This window comes from Algoriphagus sp., from assembly GCF_046296635.1.
Taxonomy (GTDB): Bacteria; Bacteroidota; Bacteroidia; order Cytophagales; family Cyclobacteriaceae; genus Algoriphagus.
This window is the reverse complement of sequence record NZ_JBKBKZ010000011.1, coordinates 54,693-72,225: the sequence shown is the minus strand read 5'-3', so window position 1 is coordinate 72,225 and position 17,533 is coordinate 54,693. Positions and strand designations below refer to the sequence as shown.

14 protein-coding genes are annotated in these 17,533 nt (G+C 42.2%); 11 read left to right on the top strand and 3 right to left on the bottom strand.

Features of this window, described 5'->3' with window-relative positions:
• The first annotated feature begins 221 nt into the window (after nucleotides 1-221).
• A complete protein-coding gene (locus ACK4HU_RS10120) occupies nucleotides 222-1,565 on the top strand; it encodes a sugar porter family MFS transporter (protein ID WP_409806354.1) in 1,344 nt (447 codons plus the stop codon).
• On the top strand, nucleotides 1,558-2,439 hold the full coding sequence (locus tag ACK4HU_RS10115; RefSeq protein ID WP_409806351.1) for a carbohydrate kinase family protein: 882 nt from the start codon (nucleotides 1,558-1,560) through the stop codon (nucleotides 2,437-2,439). The genes ACK4HU_RS10120 and ACK4HU_RS10115 overlap by 8 nt, the downstream gene beginning before the upstream one ends.
• Before the next feature lie 142 nt (nucleotides 2,440-2,581).
• On the opposite strand, the gene ACK4HU_RS10110 is transcribed toward ACK4HU_RS10115, so the two are convergent.
• A complete protein-coding gene (locus ACK4HU_RS10110) occupies nucleotides 2,582-3,049 on the bottom strand; it encodes a SixA phosphatase family protein (protein ID WP_409806348.1) in 468 nt (155 codons plus the stop codon).
• Nucleotides 3,050-3,205: 156 nt separating this feature from the next.
• Between ACK4HU_RS10110 and topA the strand changes: the two genes are divergently transcribed.
• The 7 genes from topA (at nucleotide 3,206) to ACK4HU_RS10075 (ending at nucleotide 13,147) form a co-directional block, all read left to right on the top strand.
• Nucleotides 3,206-5,533 (top strand): type I DNA topoisomerase, encoded by a 2,328-nt coding sequence (topA, locus tag ACK4HU_RS10105; protein WP_409806345.1) that lies wholly within the window; start codon nucleotides 3,206-3,208, stop codon nucleotides 5,531-5,533.
• Nucleotides 5,534-6,139: 606 nt separating this feature from the next.
• Nucleotides 6,140-6,838 carry an SIR2 family NAD-dependent protein deacylase gene (locus tag ACK4HU_RS10100; protein WP_409806342.1) on the top strand — a complete coding sequence of 233 codons (699 nt, stop codon included), beginning with the start codon at nucleotides 6,140-6,142 and terminating at the stop codon, nucleotides 6,836-6,838.
• A gap of 91 nt (nucleotides 6,839-6,929) precedes the next feature.
• Nucleotides 6,930-8,270, top strand: coding sequence for a flavin-containing monooxygenase (locus ACK4HU_RS10095; RefSeq protein WP_409806341.1), 1,341 nt, complete (start codon nucleotides 6,930-6,932; stop codon nucleotides 8,268-8,270).
• Between the two features lie 5 nt (nucleotides 8,271-8,275).
• A complete protein-coding gene (locus ACK4HU_RS10090) occupies nucleotides 8,276-9,382 on the top strand; it encodes a serine hydrolase domain-containing protein (protein ID WP_409806338.1) in 1,107 nt (368 codons plus the stop codon).
• Between the two features lie 10 nt (nucleotides 9,383-9,392).
• The gene (locus ACK4HU_RS10085) at nucleotides 9,393-10,727 is read left to right on the top strand and encodes a YfcC family protein (RefSeq protein ID WP_409806336.1); all 1,335 of its coding nucleotides are present in this window, start codon (nucleotides 9,393-9,395) and stop codon (nucleotides 10,725-10,727) included.
• Nucleotides 10,728-10,958: 231 nt separating this feature from the next.
• Entirely contained in the window at nucleotides 10,959-11,978 is a 1,020-nt protein-coding gene (gene mgrA / locus ACK4HU_RS10080) for an L-glyceraldehyde 3-phosphate reductase (RefSeq protein WP_409806333.1), read from the top strand.
• Entirely contained in the window at nucleotides 11,978-13,147 is a 1,170-nt protein-coding gene (locus tag ACK4HU_RS10075) for an MFS transporter (RefSeq protein WP_409806331.1), read from the top strand. The genes mgrA and ACK4HU_RS10075 overlap by 1 nt, the downstream gene beginning before the upstream one ends.
• 57 nt (nucleotides 13,148-13,204) lie before the next feature.
• Here ACK4HU_RS10075 and ACK4HU_RS10070 read toward each other — a convergent pair whose 3' ends face one another.
• Nucleotides 13,205-13,996, bottom strand: a complete 792-nt coding sequence (locus ACK4HU_RS10070; protein WP_409806328.1) for a hypothetical protein — start codon at nucleotides 13,994-13,996, stop codon at nucleotides 13,205-13,207.
• 199 nt (nucleotides 13,997-14,195) lie between these two features.
• Between ACK4HU_RS10070 and ACK4HU_RS10065 the strand changes: the two genes are divergently transcribed.
• The gene (locus ACK4HU_RS10065; protein WP_409806326.1) at nucleotides 14,196-15,320 is read left to right on the top strand and encodes a pyridoxal phosphate-dependent aminotransferase; all 1,125 of its coding nucleotides are present in this window, start codon (nucleotides 14,196-14,198) and stop codon (nucleotides 15,318-15,320) included.
• Nucleotides 15,320-15,859 (top strand): GNAT family N-acetyltransferase, encoded by a 540-nt coding sequence (locus tag ACK4HU_RS10060; RefSeq protein ID WP_409806324.1) that lies wholly within the window; start codon nucleotides 15,320-15,322, stop codon nucleotides 15,857-15,859. Before ACK4HU_RS10065 ends, ACK4HU_RS10060 begins: the two co-directional genes overlap by 1 nt.
• 137 nt (nucleotides 15,860-15,996) lie before the next feature.
• Here the strand turns inward: ACK4HU_RS10060 and ACK4HU_RS10055 are convergent, their stop codons facing one another.
• A complete protein-coding gene (locus tag ACK4HU_RS10055) occupies nucleotides 15,997-17,355 on the bottom strand; it encodes an exonuclease domain-containing protein (RefSeq protein WP_409806323.1) in 1,359 nt (452 codons plus the stop codon).
• Nucleotides 17,356-17,533: the final 178 nt, after the last annotated feature.

The following is a 17,533-nucleotide window of genomic DNA, read 5'->3' as shown; positions in this document are numbered from 1 at the left end:
GAAGGAAGAGGTTTTGAGGTGTATTCAAAACAAAATATTCTTTGGTAAACATCTGATTTTTTTTAATTTTCATTCGAAAAAATGTTCTATAAATTTTGAAATTTGAAAATATCATTCTGCCTTTTCAGGATAATAAGTCCTAAATCCACTGAATTACATCTCGTAGATTTTGATTTATTCTGCTTCTGTTTAGTTTAGTGATCCAATCGACCCATTCCTACATGTCTTCAAAACAATACGCGTTTTTTGTCTCGATCACGGCTGCGCTCGGCGGCTTTTTATTTGGATTTGATACCGCTGTAATATCTGGTGCTGAGCGGGATATTCAGGAAGTCTGGCAACTCAGTGACTGGGTTCACGGACTGGCTATTGCCTCCGCACTCTATGGGACAGTAATCGGAGCCTTGTTTGGTGGGATTCCTGCAGATCGATTTGGGAGGAAGAAAAGCTTGCTCTGGATTGGATTATTTTATTTCATTTCGGCTCTTGGATCCGGTTTGGCTTGGGATGTTGAATCATTTACCTTTTTCAGGTTTATTGGAGGACTTGGAGTTGGGGCATCTTCTGTTGTCGCTCCAATGTACATTTCGGAGATTGCTCCAGCCAAAAACCGGGGGCAATTGGTAGCACTATATCAATTCAATATCGTCTTCGGCATCGTGATAGCCTATATTTCCAACTACATGATCGGCACAGCCGGACTGCCCGAGGATTGGAGATGGATGCTAGCAGTCGAAGGAATTCCTGCTTTAATATATAGTGTGATGATTTTCAGAATTCCTGAAAGCCCACGTTGGTTAATCGCCAAATTCAATGATCAAGTAAAAGCACGGGAGATACTGACCCGAACCGATCCCGATGGAGTCGATGAAGCCATCAGATTGGCGATCGCTGAAGAAAAAAGCATGAAACAAAAGGCAGGTTTTGGTGCCCTGTTTAATTCAAGGTTCTTTTCAAGCACCATGCTGGCAGTAATGATAGCTTTTTTCAACCAAGTTTCTGGGATAAATGCAATCATCTACTTTGCTCCCAGAATCTTCGAAATGGCTGGCATCTCTACCGAAAATGCACTGATCTCCACGATTGGAATTGGAGTTGTAAACCTGCTGGCGACTTTCATTGGACTTTATCTTATCGATAGACTCGGGCGAAAAAAACTGATGTACATCGGATCCTTCGGATACATCATATTTCTTGGATTGATGGCTTTCAACTTCCTCGGCCCGGGAATTCCTACGTTTTGGCTACCGATATTCGTTTTTGGGTTTATTGCATCGCATGCTGTAGGTCAAGGCGCAGTGATTTGGGTCTTCATATCAGAGATGTTCCCCAACGAACTTCGAGCCTCCGGTCAATCTTTGGGTTCCTTTACACACTGGATTTTGGCTGCGCTGATTGCAAATGTGTTCCCCTTCTTTGCAAATAGCTTTGGTCCGGGATATATCTTTGCGTTTTTCTGTGCAATGATGATTCTTCAGCTGCTTTGGGTGAAGTTCAAAATGCCTGAAACCAAAGGACGTTCTTTGGAAGAAATTCAAAACGATTTACATAAAAACCATGCGTGATCAAGTCATAATATTCGGTGAAATGCTTTGGGATTGCCTTCCCACTGGACCAGTAGCTGGAGGTGCTCCTATGAATGTTGCGCTCAATTTGCATCAGCTTGGTTTAAATTCCAGCCTGATTTCGGCCGTGGGTGATGATGAAGATGGAGAAAAGCTTTTGGATTTTTTGAGGGACTTTGGACTTCCTCTGAATTTAATTCAAACCAAGGCTGATCATGAGACTTCAAGGGTATTGGTAGATACCACAGATCCGGAGAATATCAAATATAATATTGTCTCACCGGTTGCATGGGATTTTATCGAGTGGTCCCCCGAGAACGACAAAGCTGTCGAGGAAGCTGATGCTTTTGTTTTTGGAACCCTTGGAGTAAGAAATACTCAAAGCCTCAAAACATTGATCAAACTTCTCCAACATCCTACCTTACGAATATTTGATGCCAACCTTCGCCCTCCGTATTATGATTTTGAGGTGATAGAGACACTTTTAGGTTTCACCGATGTACTCAAAATCAATGAGGATGAAATGGAGATTTTTGCGGATTATTTCGGAACTGAACCTAGTGTAAATTCTATCTGTGGTTATTTAGATCAAAATTTCCCAATGGAAATTATATGTATTACTCAAGGTTCAAAAGGGGCTTTGATCTATCAAAAGGGGGAAATTTTTTCGCATTCGGGTTACAAGGTAAAAGTGCAGGATTCCATAGGAGCGGGAGATGCCTTCCTCAGCGGTTTTATCAAAACCTATTTGGAAGAAAAAAATCCGAAAGAAATCCTAGACTTTGCCTGTAAAATTGGGGGATTTGTTGCTACTCAAAAAGGTGGAACACCAAGATATACTGAGGCTGATATTGAACGGATTGGAGAGAAGTGAATGGTAAAAAGTAAGTCGTAAGAGGTAATTAGTGAGGATAGTAACTAGTAATATGATTTAACTTAGCCCTGTAGAATCAACTTACCCTTAACCACTTACAATTTTTACAAAAGCTCATTAGTAAGCCTAAAGCTTCAAAAAACTACCGAATCACCTCTTTCAAGGTCCCTGTCCCCATCCCTATCATTTTCCAATCACTGATTTCCAAGTCCAAGACTGCCATCGATCCAGGTTGAAGCCCTATATAATTAGAATGCGTCAAATGAGAGGCTAGCACACTTATAGTCGGATTATGCCCAATCAAAACACAGGATTCAGCGTCCTTTGGTGTGTTTTCCAATAAATTGAGAACAGACTCCAAGCTGCCTTCATAGATCTCTTTGGAATATTCTTCCTCCCCTACCTCAATGTATTTTTTGATAATTTCGGCGGTCTCACGAGTTCGTGTAGCCGAAGAGCAGTACAAAAAATCTACTTTGACGTTTGCACCAAAGAGATTTTTACCTAAGCGGTCCAAGTGTTCTTTTCCTTTTGGCGTAAGTTTTCTCTTGAAATCCACTCCATCCGAAAAGCCTGCCTCACCGTGTCTCAAAAGAATTAAATGTTTCATTTCACAATTGATTTATCTTATTATGAAGATCGAAATCCTCAAATATTCATCCAAATCCAACGCAAGCTTTTTTTTATTATTTGGACAAGAAAACTAGGCCCTCTATTTTTAGCTTTTCATAATTGGCCATTTGGTCATGAATTTCAAATTTTCTATATGTCAAAAAATCTAGTCATCGTCGAATCCCCAGCCAAAGCAAAGACCATTGAAGGCTACCTTGGTAAGGATTTCAAGGTGGTCTCCAGCTACGGGCACGTACGGGATCTTCCTAAAGGCGACAAAGCAATAGACATTAAAAACCGCTTCAAACCTACCTATGAGGTCACTGCCGATAAAAAGGAAGTGATCAAAAACCTCAAAGCCTTGTCTAAAGATGCCGAAATGGTCTACCTAGCAAGTGACGACGACCGTGAAGGAGAAGCTATCTCTTGGCATCTCAAAGAAGTACTCAATCTGAAAGAAGATCGTACCAAACGAATTGTCTTCAGAGAGATCACCAAAAATGCAATCACCAAAGCGATCGAAAATCCCCGTGGAATCGACTATGACCTAGTCAATGCTCAGCAAGCGCGAAGAATTTTGGACCGTCTTGTGGGTTTTGAGCTTTCTCCTATCCTTTGGAAAAAAATCAAGACTGGTCTCTCAGCAGGACGGGTTCAATCCGTCGCCGTCCGATTAATCGTGGAGCGTGAGCGTGAGATTGAATCACATAAGTCCAAGTCCTCATTCCGAATCACAGCGATTTTTGAAGTAGAAGGCAAATCCTTTCAAGCCGAGCTTCCAAAGAAGTTTGAAACCAAGGCCGAGGCAGAAGAATTTCTGAAGAAATGTCTGGATGCTTCCTTCTCTGTAGCCAATCTCGAGAAGAAGCCAACCAAGAAAACTCCTGCTGCACCTTTTACCACTTCTACTCTTCAGCAGGAAGCTTCGCGAAAGCTGTATTTCTCTGTCGCTCAGACTATGTCCGTGGCTCAAAAGCTCTATGAAGCCGGTAAGATCACTTACATGAGAACAGACAGCACCAACCTATCAGATGATGCTATGGGTGCTGCAAAAGCTGCAATTGAAAATTCTTTCGGTGGAAAATACCATAAGTCACGAAAATTCACCACCAAATCCGAAAGTGCTCAGGAAGCTCACGAAGCTATTCGTCCGACAGATTTTTCAGCCAGTCAAGTTTCCGGTGAGCGAAATGAGCAGCGACTTTATGAATTGATCTGGAAGCGTGCTATAGCCTCTCAAATGGCTGATGCTGAACTTGAGAAAACAGTCATCACGATTGCTATTTCCAACTCAGCACTGAATCTTGTTGCTACCGGAGAAGTGATCAAGTTTGATGGATTTCTGAAAGTCTATTTGGAAGACACCGATGACGAGCCGGAGGATGATGAAGAAGGCAACAAGTCACTTTTGCCTCCGATCAACATTGGACAAGGTTTGAACCTTCAGGAAATGAAAGGTCGGGAAACCTTCAGCAGACCTGCACCGAGATATACAGAAGCATCCTTGGTGAAGAAGTTAGAAGAACTCGGCATTGGCCGACCTTCTACCTATGCACCGACCATTTCTACGATCCAAAAACGGGAATATGTAGTCAAAGAAGCTCGGGACGGCACTCCACGAAATTATGTGGAAATGAAAATTTCCCAAGGGAAGTTTCAAGATTCCACCAAAACAGAAAACACTGGAGCAGAGAAAAACAAACTCTTCCCTACGAATATTGCCATGGTCGTCAATGATTTCCTTGTGGAACATTTTCCAAATGTGATCGACTTCCATTTTACCGCAAGGGTAGAAAAGGAATTTGACGACATCGCATCAGGCGGACAGGATTGGCAGGACATGATCGATGGATTTTATGGCAAATTCCATAAAAGCGTTGAGGATACAGATCAAGTTTCCCGTCAGGATGTGAACACAAGCCGATTGATTGGAGAGCATCCAGTTTCAGGGAAAAAAGTCTATGCCCGTTTGGGAAGATATGGACCTCTAGTTCAGATCGGAGAAACGGAGGATGAAGACAAGCAGTTTGCAAGTTTGAAAAAAGGACAATTCATCGAGAATGTCACTATTGAGGATGCCTTGGAGCTATTCAAACTTCCACGTGAAGTAGGATTCTTTGAAGACAAAAAGATGACGGCTGCACTCGGGAGATTTGGGCCTTATATCAAGCATGAAAGTGCGTTTTATTCCTTAACCAAGGAGCAGGATCCGATGTCCATCACCGAAGCAGAGGCGATCGAGTTGATTGTAAACAAGCGCGATGCGGATGCCAAAAAGCATATCAAAAGCTTTGATGAAAATCCTGAGATTCAAGTCTTAAACGGTCGTTGGGGTCCATATATCAAGTTAGGCAAACTCAACTATAAAATCCCAAAAGGTAAGGAAGCCGAAGAACTTACTTATGCCGAGACGATCGAAATCATCGAATCTCAACCGGATGCAGGTAAGAAAAAAGGAAAGTTTCCTGCTAAGAAGAAGTAATCCAGAACCGACCTCAAAAGGGTCGGTTTTTTTTTGGGAAAATGATTTTTAATGAGAAAAATTCCTTTGGTAAAAGCGATAGTAATTTCTAAACCAAAAAAGGTTCGACCCGCTACGGGCCTGCCTGTCGGCAAAGGCAGGGTCGAGGGGATGGTTGCGCCATTTTGTTTTCCACGGGTTGCACCTGCCTACCGGCAAAGGCAGGCCCGCGGTTATTGAGAAGTTTGACCCCTTATCAGGGGTCAGAAAATTACATTTCGAGTGGATAGGAAATTAGTATAATGACCACGGAATAGTCGAACCTTTCAATACTTGTGCGCCACTCCACAGGCGCGGCGGAGCACTATAGTAAAAAAAGGAGACCAAAACCAAGGACATCAATCCCGTTTGGAGAATTATTCAAAAGGTAAAACAAGGAATTAAAGATCCTGAAAGGATCGAACCTTTCAATAGCCCTAGGTGCAACCTAGGGAAAAATGTAAACGATAATGAGGACGACAACCCCGAAGGGTGTTGAACATTTGTGGAATAAGATTAGACACCTTCCTAGTCTGGCTCAGCGCTGAAATTTTCCTATTTTTCCCTTTCAAATATTCTTCAATTCCCATGAACCAAAAAAAACTAGTTGTCCTCTCCGGTGCCGGGGTGTCTGCCGAAAGCGGGATCAGTACATTCCGTGATAGCAATGGCCTCTGGGAAAATCATGACGTCATGGAAGTAGCTTCCCCGGAAGGCTGGCGGAAAAATCGAGCGCTGGTTCAGGAGTTTTACAATCAACGAAGAAAACAAGCACGCAAATGCCAACCCAATGCTGCGCATTTGGCTTTGGCAAGCCTTGAAAAACACCTTGAAGTACAGATCATTACCCAAAATGTTGACGACCTTCACGAGCGTGCTGGATCTTCCAATGTCCTTCATCTGCATGGAGAACTCTCCAAAGCCCAAAGCACCTTAGATCCGAAATTAGTCTATCCGATGGACGGCTGGGAAATCAAGGAAGGTGACAAATGCGAAAAAGGAAGTCAGCTTCGACCCTTTATCGTCTGGTTTGGAGAAGCTGTACCCATGATGATTCCAGCCATGAAAATTGCTGCTAAGGCTGATTTTTTTCTTGTTTTGGGGACTTCCATGCAAGTTTATCCTGCAGCTAGTTTGATTGATTATGTACCGAGAAATGCCGACAAATACCTGATCGATCCCGCTCAACCTGACTTTTCACTTCCAAAAAACCTGATATTCATCCAAAAGAAAGCAACAGAAGGAATGGAACTTTTTACAAAATTAATTCTTGAAAAAATAGCCTAAAGCATGTTTAACTAAGGACAATGGAACTGATTTCAAAATTTTTATTCTAGATTATAAGCCCAATTAAGAATTAAAACCAACCCAAAATACGATGCATTTAAAAGTTGCTGTGATAGGTGCCGGGCCTTCGGGAATCACTGCTTTGAAAAACCTTTTGGATCAGGGAATAGATGCCCTTGCGTTTGAGAGAAACGAAGAGGTAGGAGGCAACTGGATTTATTCAGAAAATGAAAGCCATTCGAGTGTTTTTGAAAACACCCATATCATTTCATCCAAAACGCTGTCCCAATACGAAGACTTTACTTTCGACGATTTCGATCCCGAAGCAGCCGATTATCCGGATCACGACACCCTAAGAAGGTATTTTCAGGCATATGGTAAAAAATTTAACCTTTATCCTCATATCCAATTTGGCACTTTAGTTAAGCACTGTCAGCGAATCGACGGAAAGACTTGGCATATCACTACAGAAAAAGATGGAGTCGAAGCCACGCATACCTTCTCGCACTTGGTGGTGTCAAATGGCCATCATTGGAAACCACGATATCCTGAGTATCCTGGAGATTTCACAGGGGAATATATCCACTCTCACAACTTCAAAAAGGCCGCTCCTTTTGCAGAAAAACGGGTTTTAGTAATCGGTGGAGGAAATTCAGCCTGTGATGTAGCTGTGGAGACGAGCCGTGTTTCAAAAATGACAGCGATCAGTTGGAGAAGAGGCTATCAGATTGTTCCCAAGTTCTTTTTTGGCAAACCCTCGGACAAATTTGCCGAAACCAGTAAATGGCTTCCCATCAAAATTCGGGGATTCTTCAACAAAATTTTGCTCAGAATCATGCTGGGCGACAACAGTCAATATGGATTGCGGCCGGTTACTGGCCCATTTGGCGCAACTCATCCCACTATAAATGACGAGCTTTTGCATAGAATCAGGCACGGGAAAGTGAAGCCAAGGCTTGATATCAAGCGATTCGAGGGGAAAAATGTAATTTTTGAAGATGGCAAATCAGAAGAATTTGACTCCATTATCGCCTGCACCGGATATTGGCTGAGTCATCCGTTTTTTGACAAAGAATTCATTGATTACTCCGAAGGTCCCGTTCCGCTTTATTTGAAAATGTTTCATCCCGAGTATCAAAATCTTTACTTCATTGGGATGTTTCAACCTTTGGGCTGCATTTGGCCTGGGGCAGAGTTGCAGAGTAAACTCATGGCTCAGGAACTGATGGGGAAGTGGAAACGGCCTGAAAATATCCGTGAGCTTTGCGAAAGAGAAGTCACTCATCCCCATTTTCAGCAGGTAAATACTCCACGGCATACGATCACGGTGGACTATCATCTTTTTGTAAAAGCCCTCAAAAAGAACCTACCAAAAAGCTACGTTTCCAAAAACCCAAAGAAAGAAAACCGGTCTAAGACCGTTTCTACCTGACCTAGATGAAGCGGACCAAGAAATATATCTTATTAGGACTGGCGTTTTGGGTCTTCCTTTTCCTGGGATGGGAGTGGTGGAATAGTTTTCCAAAAGTCCGTCTCACCCCTATTTCATATCCGGAGACCAAAGAAGCTAAAATTGACTCCGTTTTAATCCAAGGTTTGAGCCATTATTTGATTCCCGGGATGGCAGTAGGAATTATTGAAAATGAAAAAGTCACCTACCTCAAAGCTTTTGGTTTCGAAAATCTCCAAACCAAAGATTCCTTAACTGTCCAAAGCCTGATTCCTGTAGCTTCGGTTTCCAAGATTTTTACAGCGCTTACTTTAGCCAATTTCGCATTAGAAAATGAATTAAGTATTGATACGACCATCAATTCAATTTTATCCTCCGAAAAAAGAATGTCGGCAGAATTCAATGACATCACTTTAAAAAACCTGCTAAATCACACTTCAGGCCTTTCTGACAACAGGGGTATTAGCTCCCTTTTCATCAATAAAGACAAAAGAAATCTTGCTCATCTCCCCAATCAATTGAAAGTTCCCAATCTTTCAAAGCTGGATTTTCAATATGCTGATGCAAATTTTGACTTGATCGGATATTTGATGGAAGCCATTGAGGGGCGACCTTTTGAGGAAATTGCAAAAGAACGAACGCTTCAAGCTGGAGGGATGAAAAAAAGCCATTTTGTAACTGAATGGCCGACAGACACCTTAGGCATCACGGGACATCAACGAACTTTTCTATGGAAAAGAATCGAGAAAAAAGTGTTGAAATTAGAGCGATTCCCCTCTCCTTCTTCCGGGTTAATTCTTACACCTCATGACCTTTCAATGGCACTTCTCCACCTCAGCCGCGAGGATATGGGGATTTTTGGAGATGAACTTGCCTGGCTCAAAAACGATACTGATTTTCCGGTAGGATTTCAATCAATTGACCTTAACGGTTCTATATTTATTGGGCATTTTGGTGATCAAGGAGGATACAGTTCACTGGTCGTTTACTCTTCTGAATTAGAACTGGCTTTTTTTTTAGTAGCAAATGCGGAGGATCATCCTGACTTTCGAAAGGCCATTGCTGCCGAGGTTTTGAAAATTATCCTGAATTAATTCACCGACTATGAAACTCTCATTTCCACATCCTCTAATCATCCTACTGGGATTTATTGTTGTGGCTGCGCTGTCGACTTTGTTTATTCAGTCGGGAAGCTTTGACAGAGTGTTGGATGAAAATACAGGACGCGAAATTGTCGTTCCGGGAAGCTTCAGAGCAATTGAAGACATCAATCCCAGCTTTTTTGAAATTTTGAAGTCCATTCCCGAGGGATTTGTTGCCGGTGCTGATATCATTGTGTTGATATTACTAATAGGAGGTGCCTTCTATATAGTTGAAAAAACAGGGGCACTTCAGGCAGGAATCGAAGCCTTGATTTATCGGTTTCGTAGCAACCAATATTTACTTTTTTACTTGTTGGGGACGGTTTTTGCGATTGGAGGGGCGTCGATTTCCATGCAGGAAGAATTGATTCCTATGGTTCCTATTTTTGTGATTTTGGCTGCCAAGCTGAATTATGATCTTCGGGCGATTATCGCAATTACTTTGGGTTCATCATTAGTCGGAGCAGCATTTTCCCCTATCAATCCTTTTGTTGGACTGCTCGCGCAAAACATCGCTGAAGTTCCACTTTTTTCAGGGGTGCTTTTTCGGAGTATTTTTATGGTTTTGGCGGTCTTTGCCTGGATTACCTACCATATTAAATTAGGAAAGCTTAAAAATGGAGATCAATTGAATGCAGATTTCAGACCAAGCCCACTGTCCCGGAAATATGGAATCATTCTACTCCTTTCCTTCGGAGGAATAGGAGTTATGATCTATGGGATCACTTCTTTGGATTGGGGATATATAGAAATGTCAGCTTTATTTTTTGTCATCGGGGTGACTTGCGGATTGGTTGGTGGGATGGGTCTCAATGGTACTGCAAGAACTTATGCGGCCGGATTTGGAGAGATGATTTTTGCAGGAATGATCGTAGGTTTAGCCAGAAGTGTTTATTTGGTTTTGGAAAAAGGCGAAATCATCGACCCTTTAATTCAAGCACTTTTTTCTCCTCTGGAATCACTTCCCGAGACTTTGGCTGTGGCGGGAATTTTTGTCAGTCAGGCGTTAGTACACATTCCTGTACCAAGCACCTCGGGACAAGCTGTTTTGACAATCCCTTTGACGGCGCCTTTATCAGATCTTATTGGATTAAGCAGAGATGTAGCTGTACTTGCTTTTCAATATCCGGCAGGCCTCATGGACATACTTACCCCTACCAATGGTGGAATGATGGCAATTATCACAGGTGCTGGAATCAGCTATAAAGACTGGATTGCTTACATTTGGAAAAGTTGGCTTTTCATAGCCATTTTTGCCCTTATCGCTTGTTTCTTGAGTATCCTTTTATTCAAATAAGTAAAATTTCAGTTTATTGCTCCCAGTAAAAATGACCTCGACTTCGCTCGGTCACCGGATTGGGATTATATTTGGAGGAGAGGAATATGCGGCGCTGCCGCATATTCCTCTCCTCCTTTAAAACAAAAACCTCCGGGCACCGAGCTTGTCGAGGTGCGGAAATAATCTAATTTCACCGTTTTTTCCATTTCTTATTTACAAATTCAATTAATCCTAAAACCTATCTAACCCATGCATATCAACGATCACAACCCACTCCTTCCCTATCAGCCGGCATCCGAACGGTATGATCAGATGAAATATCGCTATTGCGGAAAAAGTGGACTACAGCTACCCGAAATCAGTCTTGGCCTTTGGCACAATTTCGGACACAATGCCGACTTGACTTTGGGTAGAAAAATACTCCGAAGAGCCTTTGATCTGGGTATTTGTCACTTCGACTTGGCCAATAATTACGGACCTCCATTTGGCTCTGCTGAAGAAAATTTTGGCAGAATATTAAAGAAAGACTTTCTCCCTTACCGAGATGAATTGCTGATATCCAGCAAAGCAGGTTGGGATATGTGGCCTGGTCCTTATGGAAATTTCGGTTCCAGAAAATATTTGATCGCGAGTTGTGACCAAAGCCTAAAGCGAATGGGGCTGGAATATGTCGATATTTTCTACCATCACAGGCCCGATCCGAAAACACCACTTGAGGAAACTATGGGAGCTTTGGATCAATTGGTACGTCAGGGAAAAGCACTGTATGTGGGAATATCCCAATACAGCGCTGAAGACACTGCGAAAGCTTACGAAATCCTAAAGTCTCTTGGTACCCCACTTCTCATTCACCAGCCTCGCTACAGTATGATCGATCGTTGGGTTGAAAATGGTCTGATGGATGTATTGGGTCAAAAAGGAATTGGAAGCATTGCCTTTTCCCCATTGGAGCAAGGAATGCTCACGGACAAATATCTGAAGGGAATCCCTGAAGATTCACGAGCAGCCAAAGATGGACGCTATCTTAAGCCTGAGTCACTCGTTCCTGAAAAAATGGAAATGATCAGCAAACTGAACGATATCGCTTTGAAAAGAGGTCAGTCATTAGCGCAAATGGCTATAGCGTGGCTCTTAAAGGATCCTAGAATTACTTCTGTACTGATTGGAGTCTCAAAGCCCGAACAGTTAGATGATAATGTAGCCTCAGTGAAAAACTCGAATTTCACCTCCGAGGAAATCACTCAAATAAAAACAATTTTGCGGGCCTAATGCCAACACTGACTTCATCCCGAAGTGCCCTGATTTTGATTGTCACCGCTCAATTTCTGGGCACTTCGCTTTGGTTTGCAGGTAATGTAGCTGCTCCGGAAATCGAAAGTCTTTTAGGCGCATCCGGAATGGTTTCATGGATTACTTCGGCCGTTCAACTTGGGTTTATTGCTGGGACATTTTTATATGCTATAGGGTCTATTGCAGACCGTTTTTCACCTTCGTCTGTTTTTTTATTCAGCGCCCTATTGGCAGCCACTTGCAATCTTTTGATTACTATTCTTCCATTGAGCCTATTTTCCGTTTTGGGTTTTCGGTTTCTCGTGGGCCTATTTCTTGCAGGAATCTATCCTGTAGGGATGAAAATCGCTTCGGACTACTTTGAAAAAGGATTGGGTTCAGCCTTAGGTTTTTTGGTTGGCGCGCTTGTTTTGGGAACAGCATTTCCGTTTCTTCTAAAAGTGCTAGGAACGGCAATTTCATGGAAAGCCATTCTTTGGATCACTTCGGCTTTGGCATTGGTTGGAGGAGCTTTGGTAGGACTTTTTGTCCCTAATGGGCCCTTTCGTAAAGAGAATTCAGTTTTTGATTTGGGGTTAATTCCCAAACTTGCCAAAATCAAATCCCTGAGATCTGCTGCCGCTGGGTACTTTGGTCACATGTGGGAGCTCTATACTTTTTGGGCTTTTCTTCCATTTTTGATAATGGACTTGAGGAATGAAACTGAGCTTGGGAATCAAAATTCAGCTTGGACATTTGCTATTATCGCTATTGGAGGAATTTCCTGTGCTGTAGGAGGATTTCTGTCGGGAAAAATCGGGAGTGAAAAAGTAGCTCTCTTCAGTTTAGCTGGGTCAGGGATATGTGGAATAATTCTGATTTTATTTCCTGAAGTATCAAAGAACCTAATTCTACCTTTTTTGCTCCTTTGGGGAATTTTGGTCACTGCTGATTCTCCTCAATTTTCTACGTTAGTAGCGCAAAGTGTGAGACCTGAATATCGCGGAACAGCTCTTACTTTAGTCAATTCCATTGGTTTTGGCTTGACTATCATCAGTATCCAATTCAGTCAATTTTTAAGCAATTACTTTTCCCCTAAAGAGTTTCTTGGTTGGCTGGTGGTTGGACCAATTCTGGGTATATTGGGATTTCGGGTTTTTAAAAAATGAAATAAAAAAAAGAGGCCTCTTTCGAGAACCTCTCTGCTAGCAAGTCTAACCGGACTACTATCTAACTACATTTTCAAGATTTGCAAGGTAAATCCACTTTTGATCCCTTGAATTTAAGCCTGCATTTACAGCTTTACGCTGCTCTTCGGTCTGATTCATGTCTTCATACGCTTGCGCATTGAAAAACTGAATATAATCTTTATACAAATTTACAGTCAAGTGAGTGGATGGTGCTTCTGAACCCTGTGGAAGTGCTGCTCTGAGAAAACTCCAATGTCCCATCATTCCCTGGTTTATTCGGTTTTGGTGGATGGGTTTAAACACCTCAATTTCGGATTTTTCATAATCGTTAAACTTGCCCTCAACTGCCTTCATTAGATCGAATGAAGCCAAGACGCCGGGTTTATACTGGAAGTTGTCATTAGTCGAGGCAAGTTCTCGCATGTATAGCCTCACTGGTAACTCCCTAATCGCAAGTGATTGTTGAAACAAAGTCCGAACTTGAGAATCTGAAAGATGCGGATAGGCAATCTTCGTGTATTCAATCATCGCCTCATCGTCCAATCCATTCATCATTTTCACAGGATCATCATAATGCGTCACCATGATGTATTGATATTGACCATGATCGGAACCTGTTTGGACCTTCCAGAAATCCCAACCTTTAATTCGCTTGTCGTTAAGTGCTTGTCGATAGACTTTCTCTGTCAAATCTTTAAATTCGATGTAGTCAAAAAGCTGGTCTTTCTCCACCTTAATGAATTCGAATACCGAATACTGAGTTTGCTGGGCATGAAGTACACTTGTCCAAACCAACCCACAAACCAAGAATAATAAAAACTTTTTCATATTGAATTGAGGTTTAGGGTATATTGTGCAGTCAATAATTTAAAAATTAATTCTGTAAAAAATCAAATACCAGAATAAAAACTTTTTTTATTCATAATTAACCCACGATTCTATTATCAAAGAAAGTGCTGGCAAAAATGTAATTTTATCAATACGATTGGGGAAAGCTTAGTATTTTAACAATTAAAATAGAAAATCAATGAAAGGACTATCAAGAAGAGACTGGCTAAAAAGAACTTCGCTTGGAGGTGGATTGGCACTTCTAGGGGGTACTGGAATCGCATCTTCCCTTAGTGCGGAAGAAATCAAGAAGTATAATCCACGTCCTATGGTAGGACCAATCAGGCTAGGATCCAATGAAAATCCTTATGGACCATCGGAGTCTATGCGAAAAGCCATGACGGCTGCTTTCGAAAATGGCTGTCGCTACCCTTGGGGCTACAATGCATCCTTGGTTAAAATGATCGCTCAAAAAGAGGGCGTTCCTGAAGAATATATAGTCCTTACGGCCGGTTCTACTGAGGGACTGAAAGTCGCTGGGCTAACATTCGGCAGGGGTCGAGAAATCATCAGCTGCACTCCTACTTTTCTTTCAATGATGGAATACGCCGAACTTTGGGGTACGGAGATCAATTGGGTTCCATTAACCAAAGATCTGGATTTTGACCTCCAAGAAATAGAAAAACGCGTGAGTTACGAAACTGGATTGGTTTTCCTCTGTAACCCAAATAATCCCACGGGAAAGCTTTTGCCGGCTAAAAAAGTGATGGACTTCTGCGAAACGGTAAGCAAAAGAACCGTAGTATTCAGCGATGAGGCTTACTATGATTACATCACCGAACCCAACTATCCATCTATGGTGGAATTGGTAAAAAAAGGTCATGACGTGGTGGTTTCCCGCACGCTTTCCAAAGTGTATGGACTGGCAGGAATCCGAATGGGATACCTGATCGCCAAACCGGATTTAGCTCAGAAACTGAAAGACCGTGTAGTTGCCAATACCAACATTATGGCAATAGAAGCCGGGAAAGCAGCGCTTGCAGATGCTGATTTCTACAAGTTTTCTCTTCAAAAAAATGAAGAAGCCAAAGCTATGATTATCGCAACGCTCAACGAATTGAAATTACCTTATCTTCCCTCACATGCCAATTTTGTGTTTTTCCAATCAGGAAGAGATGTTAGCCAACTGGGCAAAGCCATGGCAGAAAAAGGATTTATCATCGGTCGTCCTTTTCCTCCGCTCAACGATTGGTGTAGAATCTCCACGGGAACCATTGAGGAGATAGCGCTTTACAACAAAGCAATTAAGGAAGTTTTGGGCTGATGATTGATCGGAACCTTATTCTTGAAAATGAAAAAGTCCTGCTGAGACCTATGACTCGGCAGGACTTTCCTTTGTTGCAATCGCTCAGTTTAGATCCTGAGATGTGGGTGTATTTCACCCATGATCTCAGTATAGAAGAAGAGTTTGAGAAGTGGGCAGCGCCTCATTTTTTAGAAGATCGACTTCAATTTACCGTCATAGAGAAATCGAGGGGAAAGATCGCAGGTGCCACCGCCTTTGGGAACTATTCAGCACGAGATCAGCGGGTGGAGATTGGCTGGACTTGGTTGGGGAAAGAATTTCACTCATCTGGAATCAATCAATCCATGAAAAAAGTAATGCTCGATTACTGTTTTGGAGAATTAAATTTGAAGCGAGTCGAAATCAAAACAGATGTACTGAATATGCCCGCACGAATGGCACTTTTGAAATTTGGAGCTGTGGAAGAAGGTGTACTGCGAAGTCATACCCTGATGACACATGGTAGAAGGAGAGATACGATCTATTATAGCGTTTTGCCGGAGGAGTGGGTGGTTTAAGTAGGCAGTGATCAGTTGGCAGTCGCAGTTGGCAGTTTTCAGGGTGAAAAGCCAATATTTCTGTCAATGAAAAGGGTGAAAGCAATCTTGACTATAAGTTAAAAAGCAAAAGTGAGAAAGCTGAAATGGAATCTGGGTTAACTGACAGAAAAAACCCGGATTTTCTCCAAATCAATCTGGTGAATGTATTGTCTGAGAATGTAGAAAGTCTCGGGGACCTTGGGCACGATCTCTAACTCATCAGGTTCAGGAAAATCTTCACTTTTCAGATAGGAATAGCGACTGAGCATTCCACCTTCGAAATAACAATACGCATTCTCCCCCACTTCTCTTCCCGGCAGATTCAGCATCAAATCCCGTTTTGATTGCTTGATCAACTGGACAAATCCCTCCACCCGCTCGTTGTAGAACTCTGGATTCTCAGCCGATTTGCAGGCCCCCAGACAGGTATGATCCTGTAAGGTTTCGCAAGATACTTTTCGTAAACCGCTTAGTTTTTGACAGAGTTGGTAAGTTTCAATTCCCGTCTTGAGAAATTGATTGGCTTCCTCAGCAGAGAAAAAAGTTTCCAAAGGGCGCAGGTTTTTGGTCACTTTGGCCACTTGAAATCGGTAATATCCCGAGCCATCCTGATAATGAAACAAGCCCCAAAGTGTCCTAGGCATCTTCAAGGCTGAATTATAAGCCGGCCAAAGTCGCTTAATCTCCAAAGTTTCAAAGAGCAAAGCCATAAATTCTGAACCAGTCAGTTGCCAATGCAGATCCACCACTTCAGTTTTCAATTGCTGCTTCAATTGAGGTAAAACCTGACCTGAAAAATGCCCCTTGAAACGCTCCCGGATATTGAGCGCTTTCCCGACATAAATAACTTTCCCTTTGCTGTTGAGCATATAATACACTCCGCAGGATTCGGGGATTTGCCTGAATTTGGAAAGTGGGAAATGTGGAGGTAGAAAAGCTTCACCTGAATTCTTTTTCAAGGATGAAAAAATTACGTCTTGCCTTTCTTTGATCATCCGATCAAAAAGTAAGGCCGTTGCTTTGGCATCTCCCATCGCTCGGTGACGAGCAAGAATGGGAATTTTTTGATTTTCACATATCCTTCCCAGGCTGTAAGAACCCAAACCAGGAAATACCTTTCTGGAAAGCCGGACAGTGCAGAGTTTTTGAGAATTCAACTCTTTACCCAATTTTAAGAAAGCTTCACGGATAAATCCAAAGTCGAAATTCACCGAGTGAGCAATGAATACTCGGTCGACTAAAAGCTCCCAGAGTTCCTCGGAAATCTCTTCAAAAGTAGGTGCACTTCGAACCATTTCGTTATCGATACCTGTAAGACCAGTGATATAGCCTGGGATACTCATTTTCGGATTGATGAGGGTCTGCCATTCGCTCACGATTGACTCACCATCATGAATCAAAACCGCAATCTCCGTTATCCCCCCACCTCTCGGCGATCCTCCTGTAGTTTCAATATCGACAATGGCAAATTCCATGATTCAAAGGTAACTCAATGAGGCTAGTAAATACAGTTTAAGACATGAATTGACAGCTTTTGTTGAAATCTGGAGTATTAGTTATTTTGACTTGAAGATTTTAACCATTAAGAAATTAAGGGCATTTAGAGCTTTAAACCAATCTACTGTTTATCAATTTGTTACAAGTATAAATGAC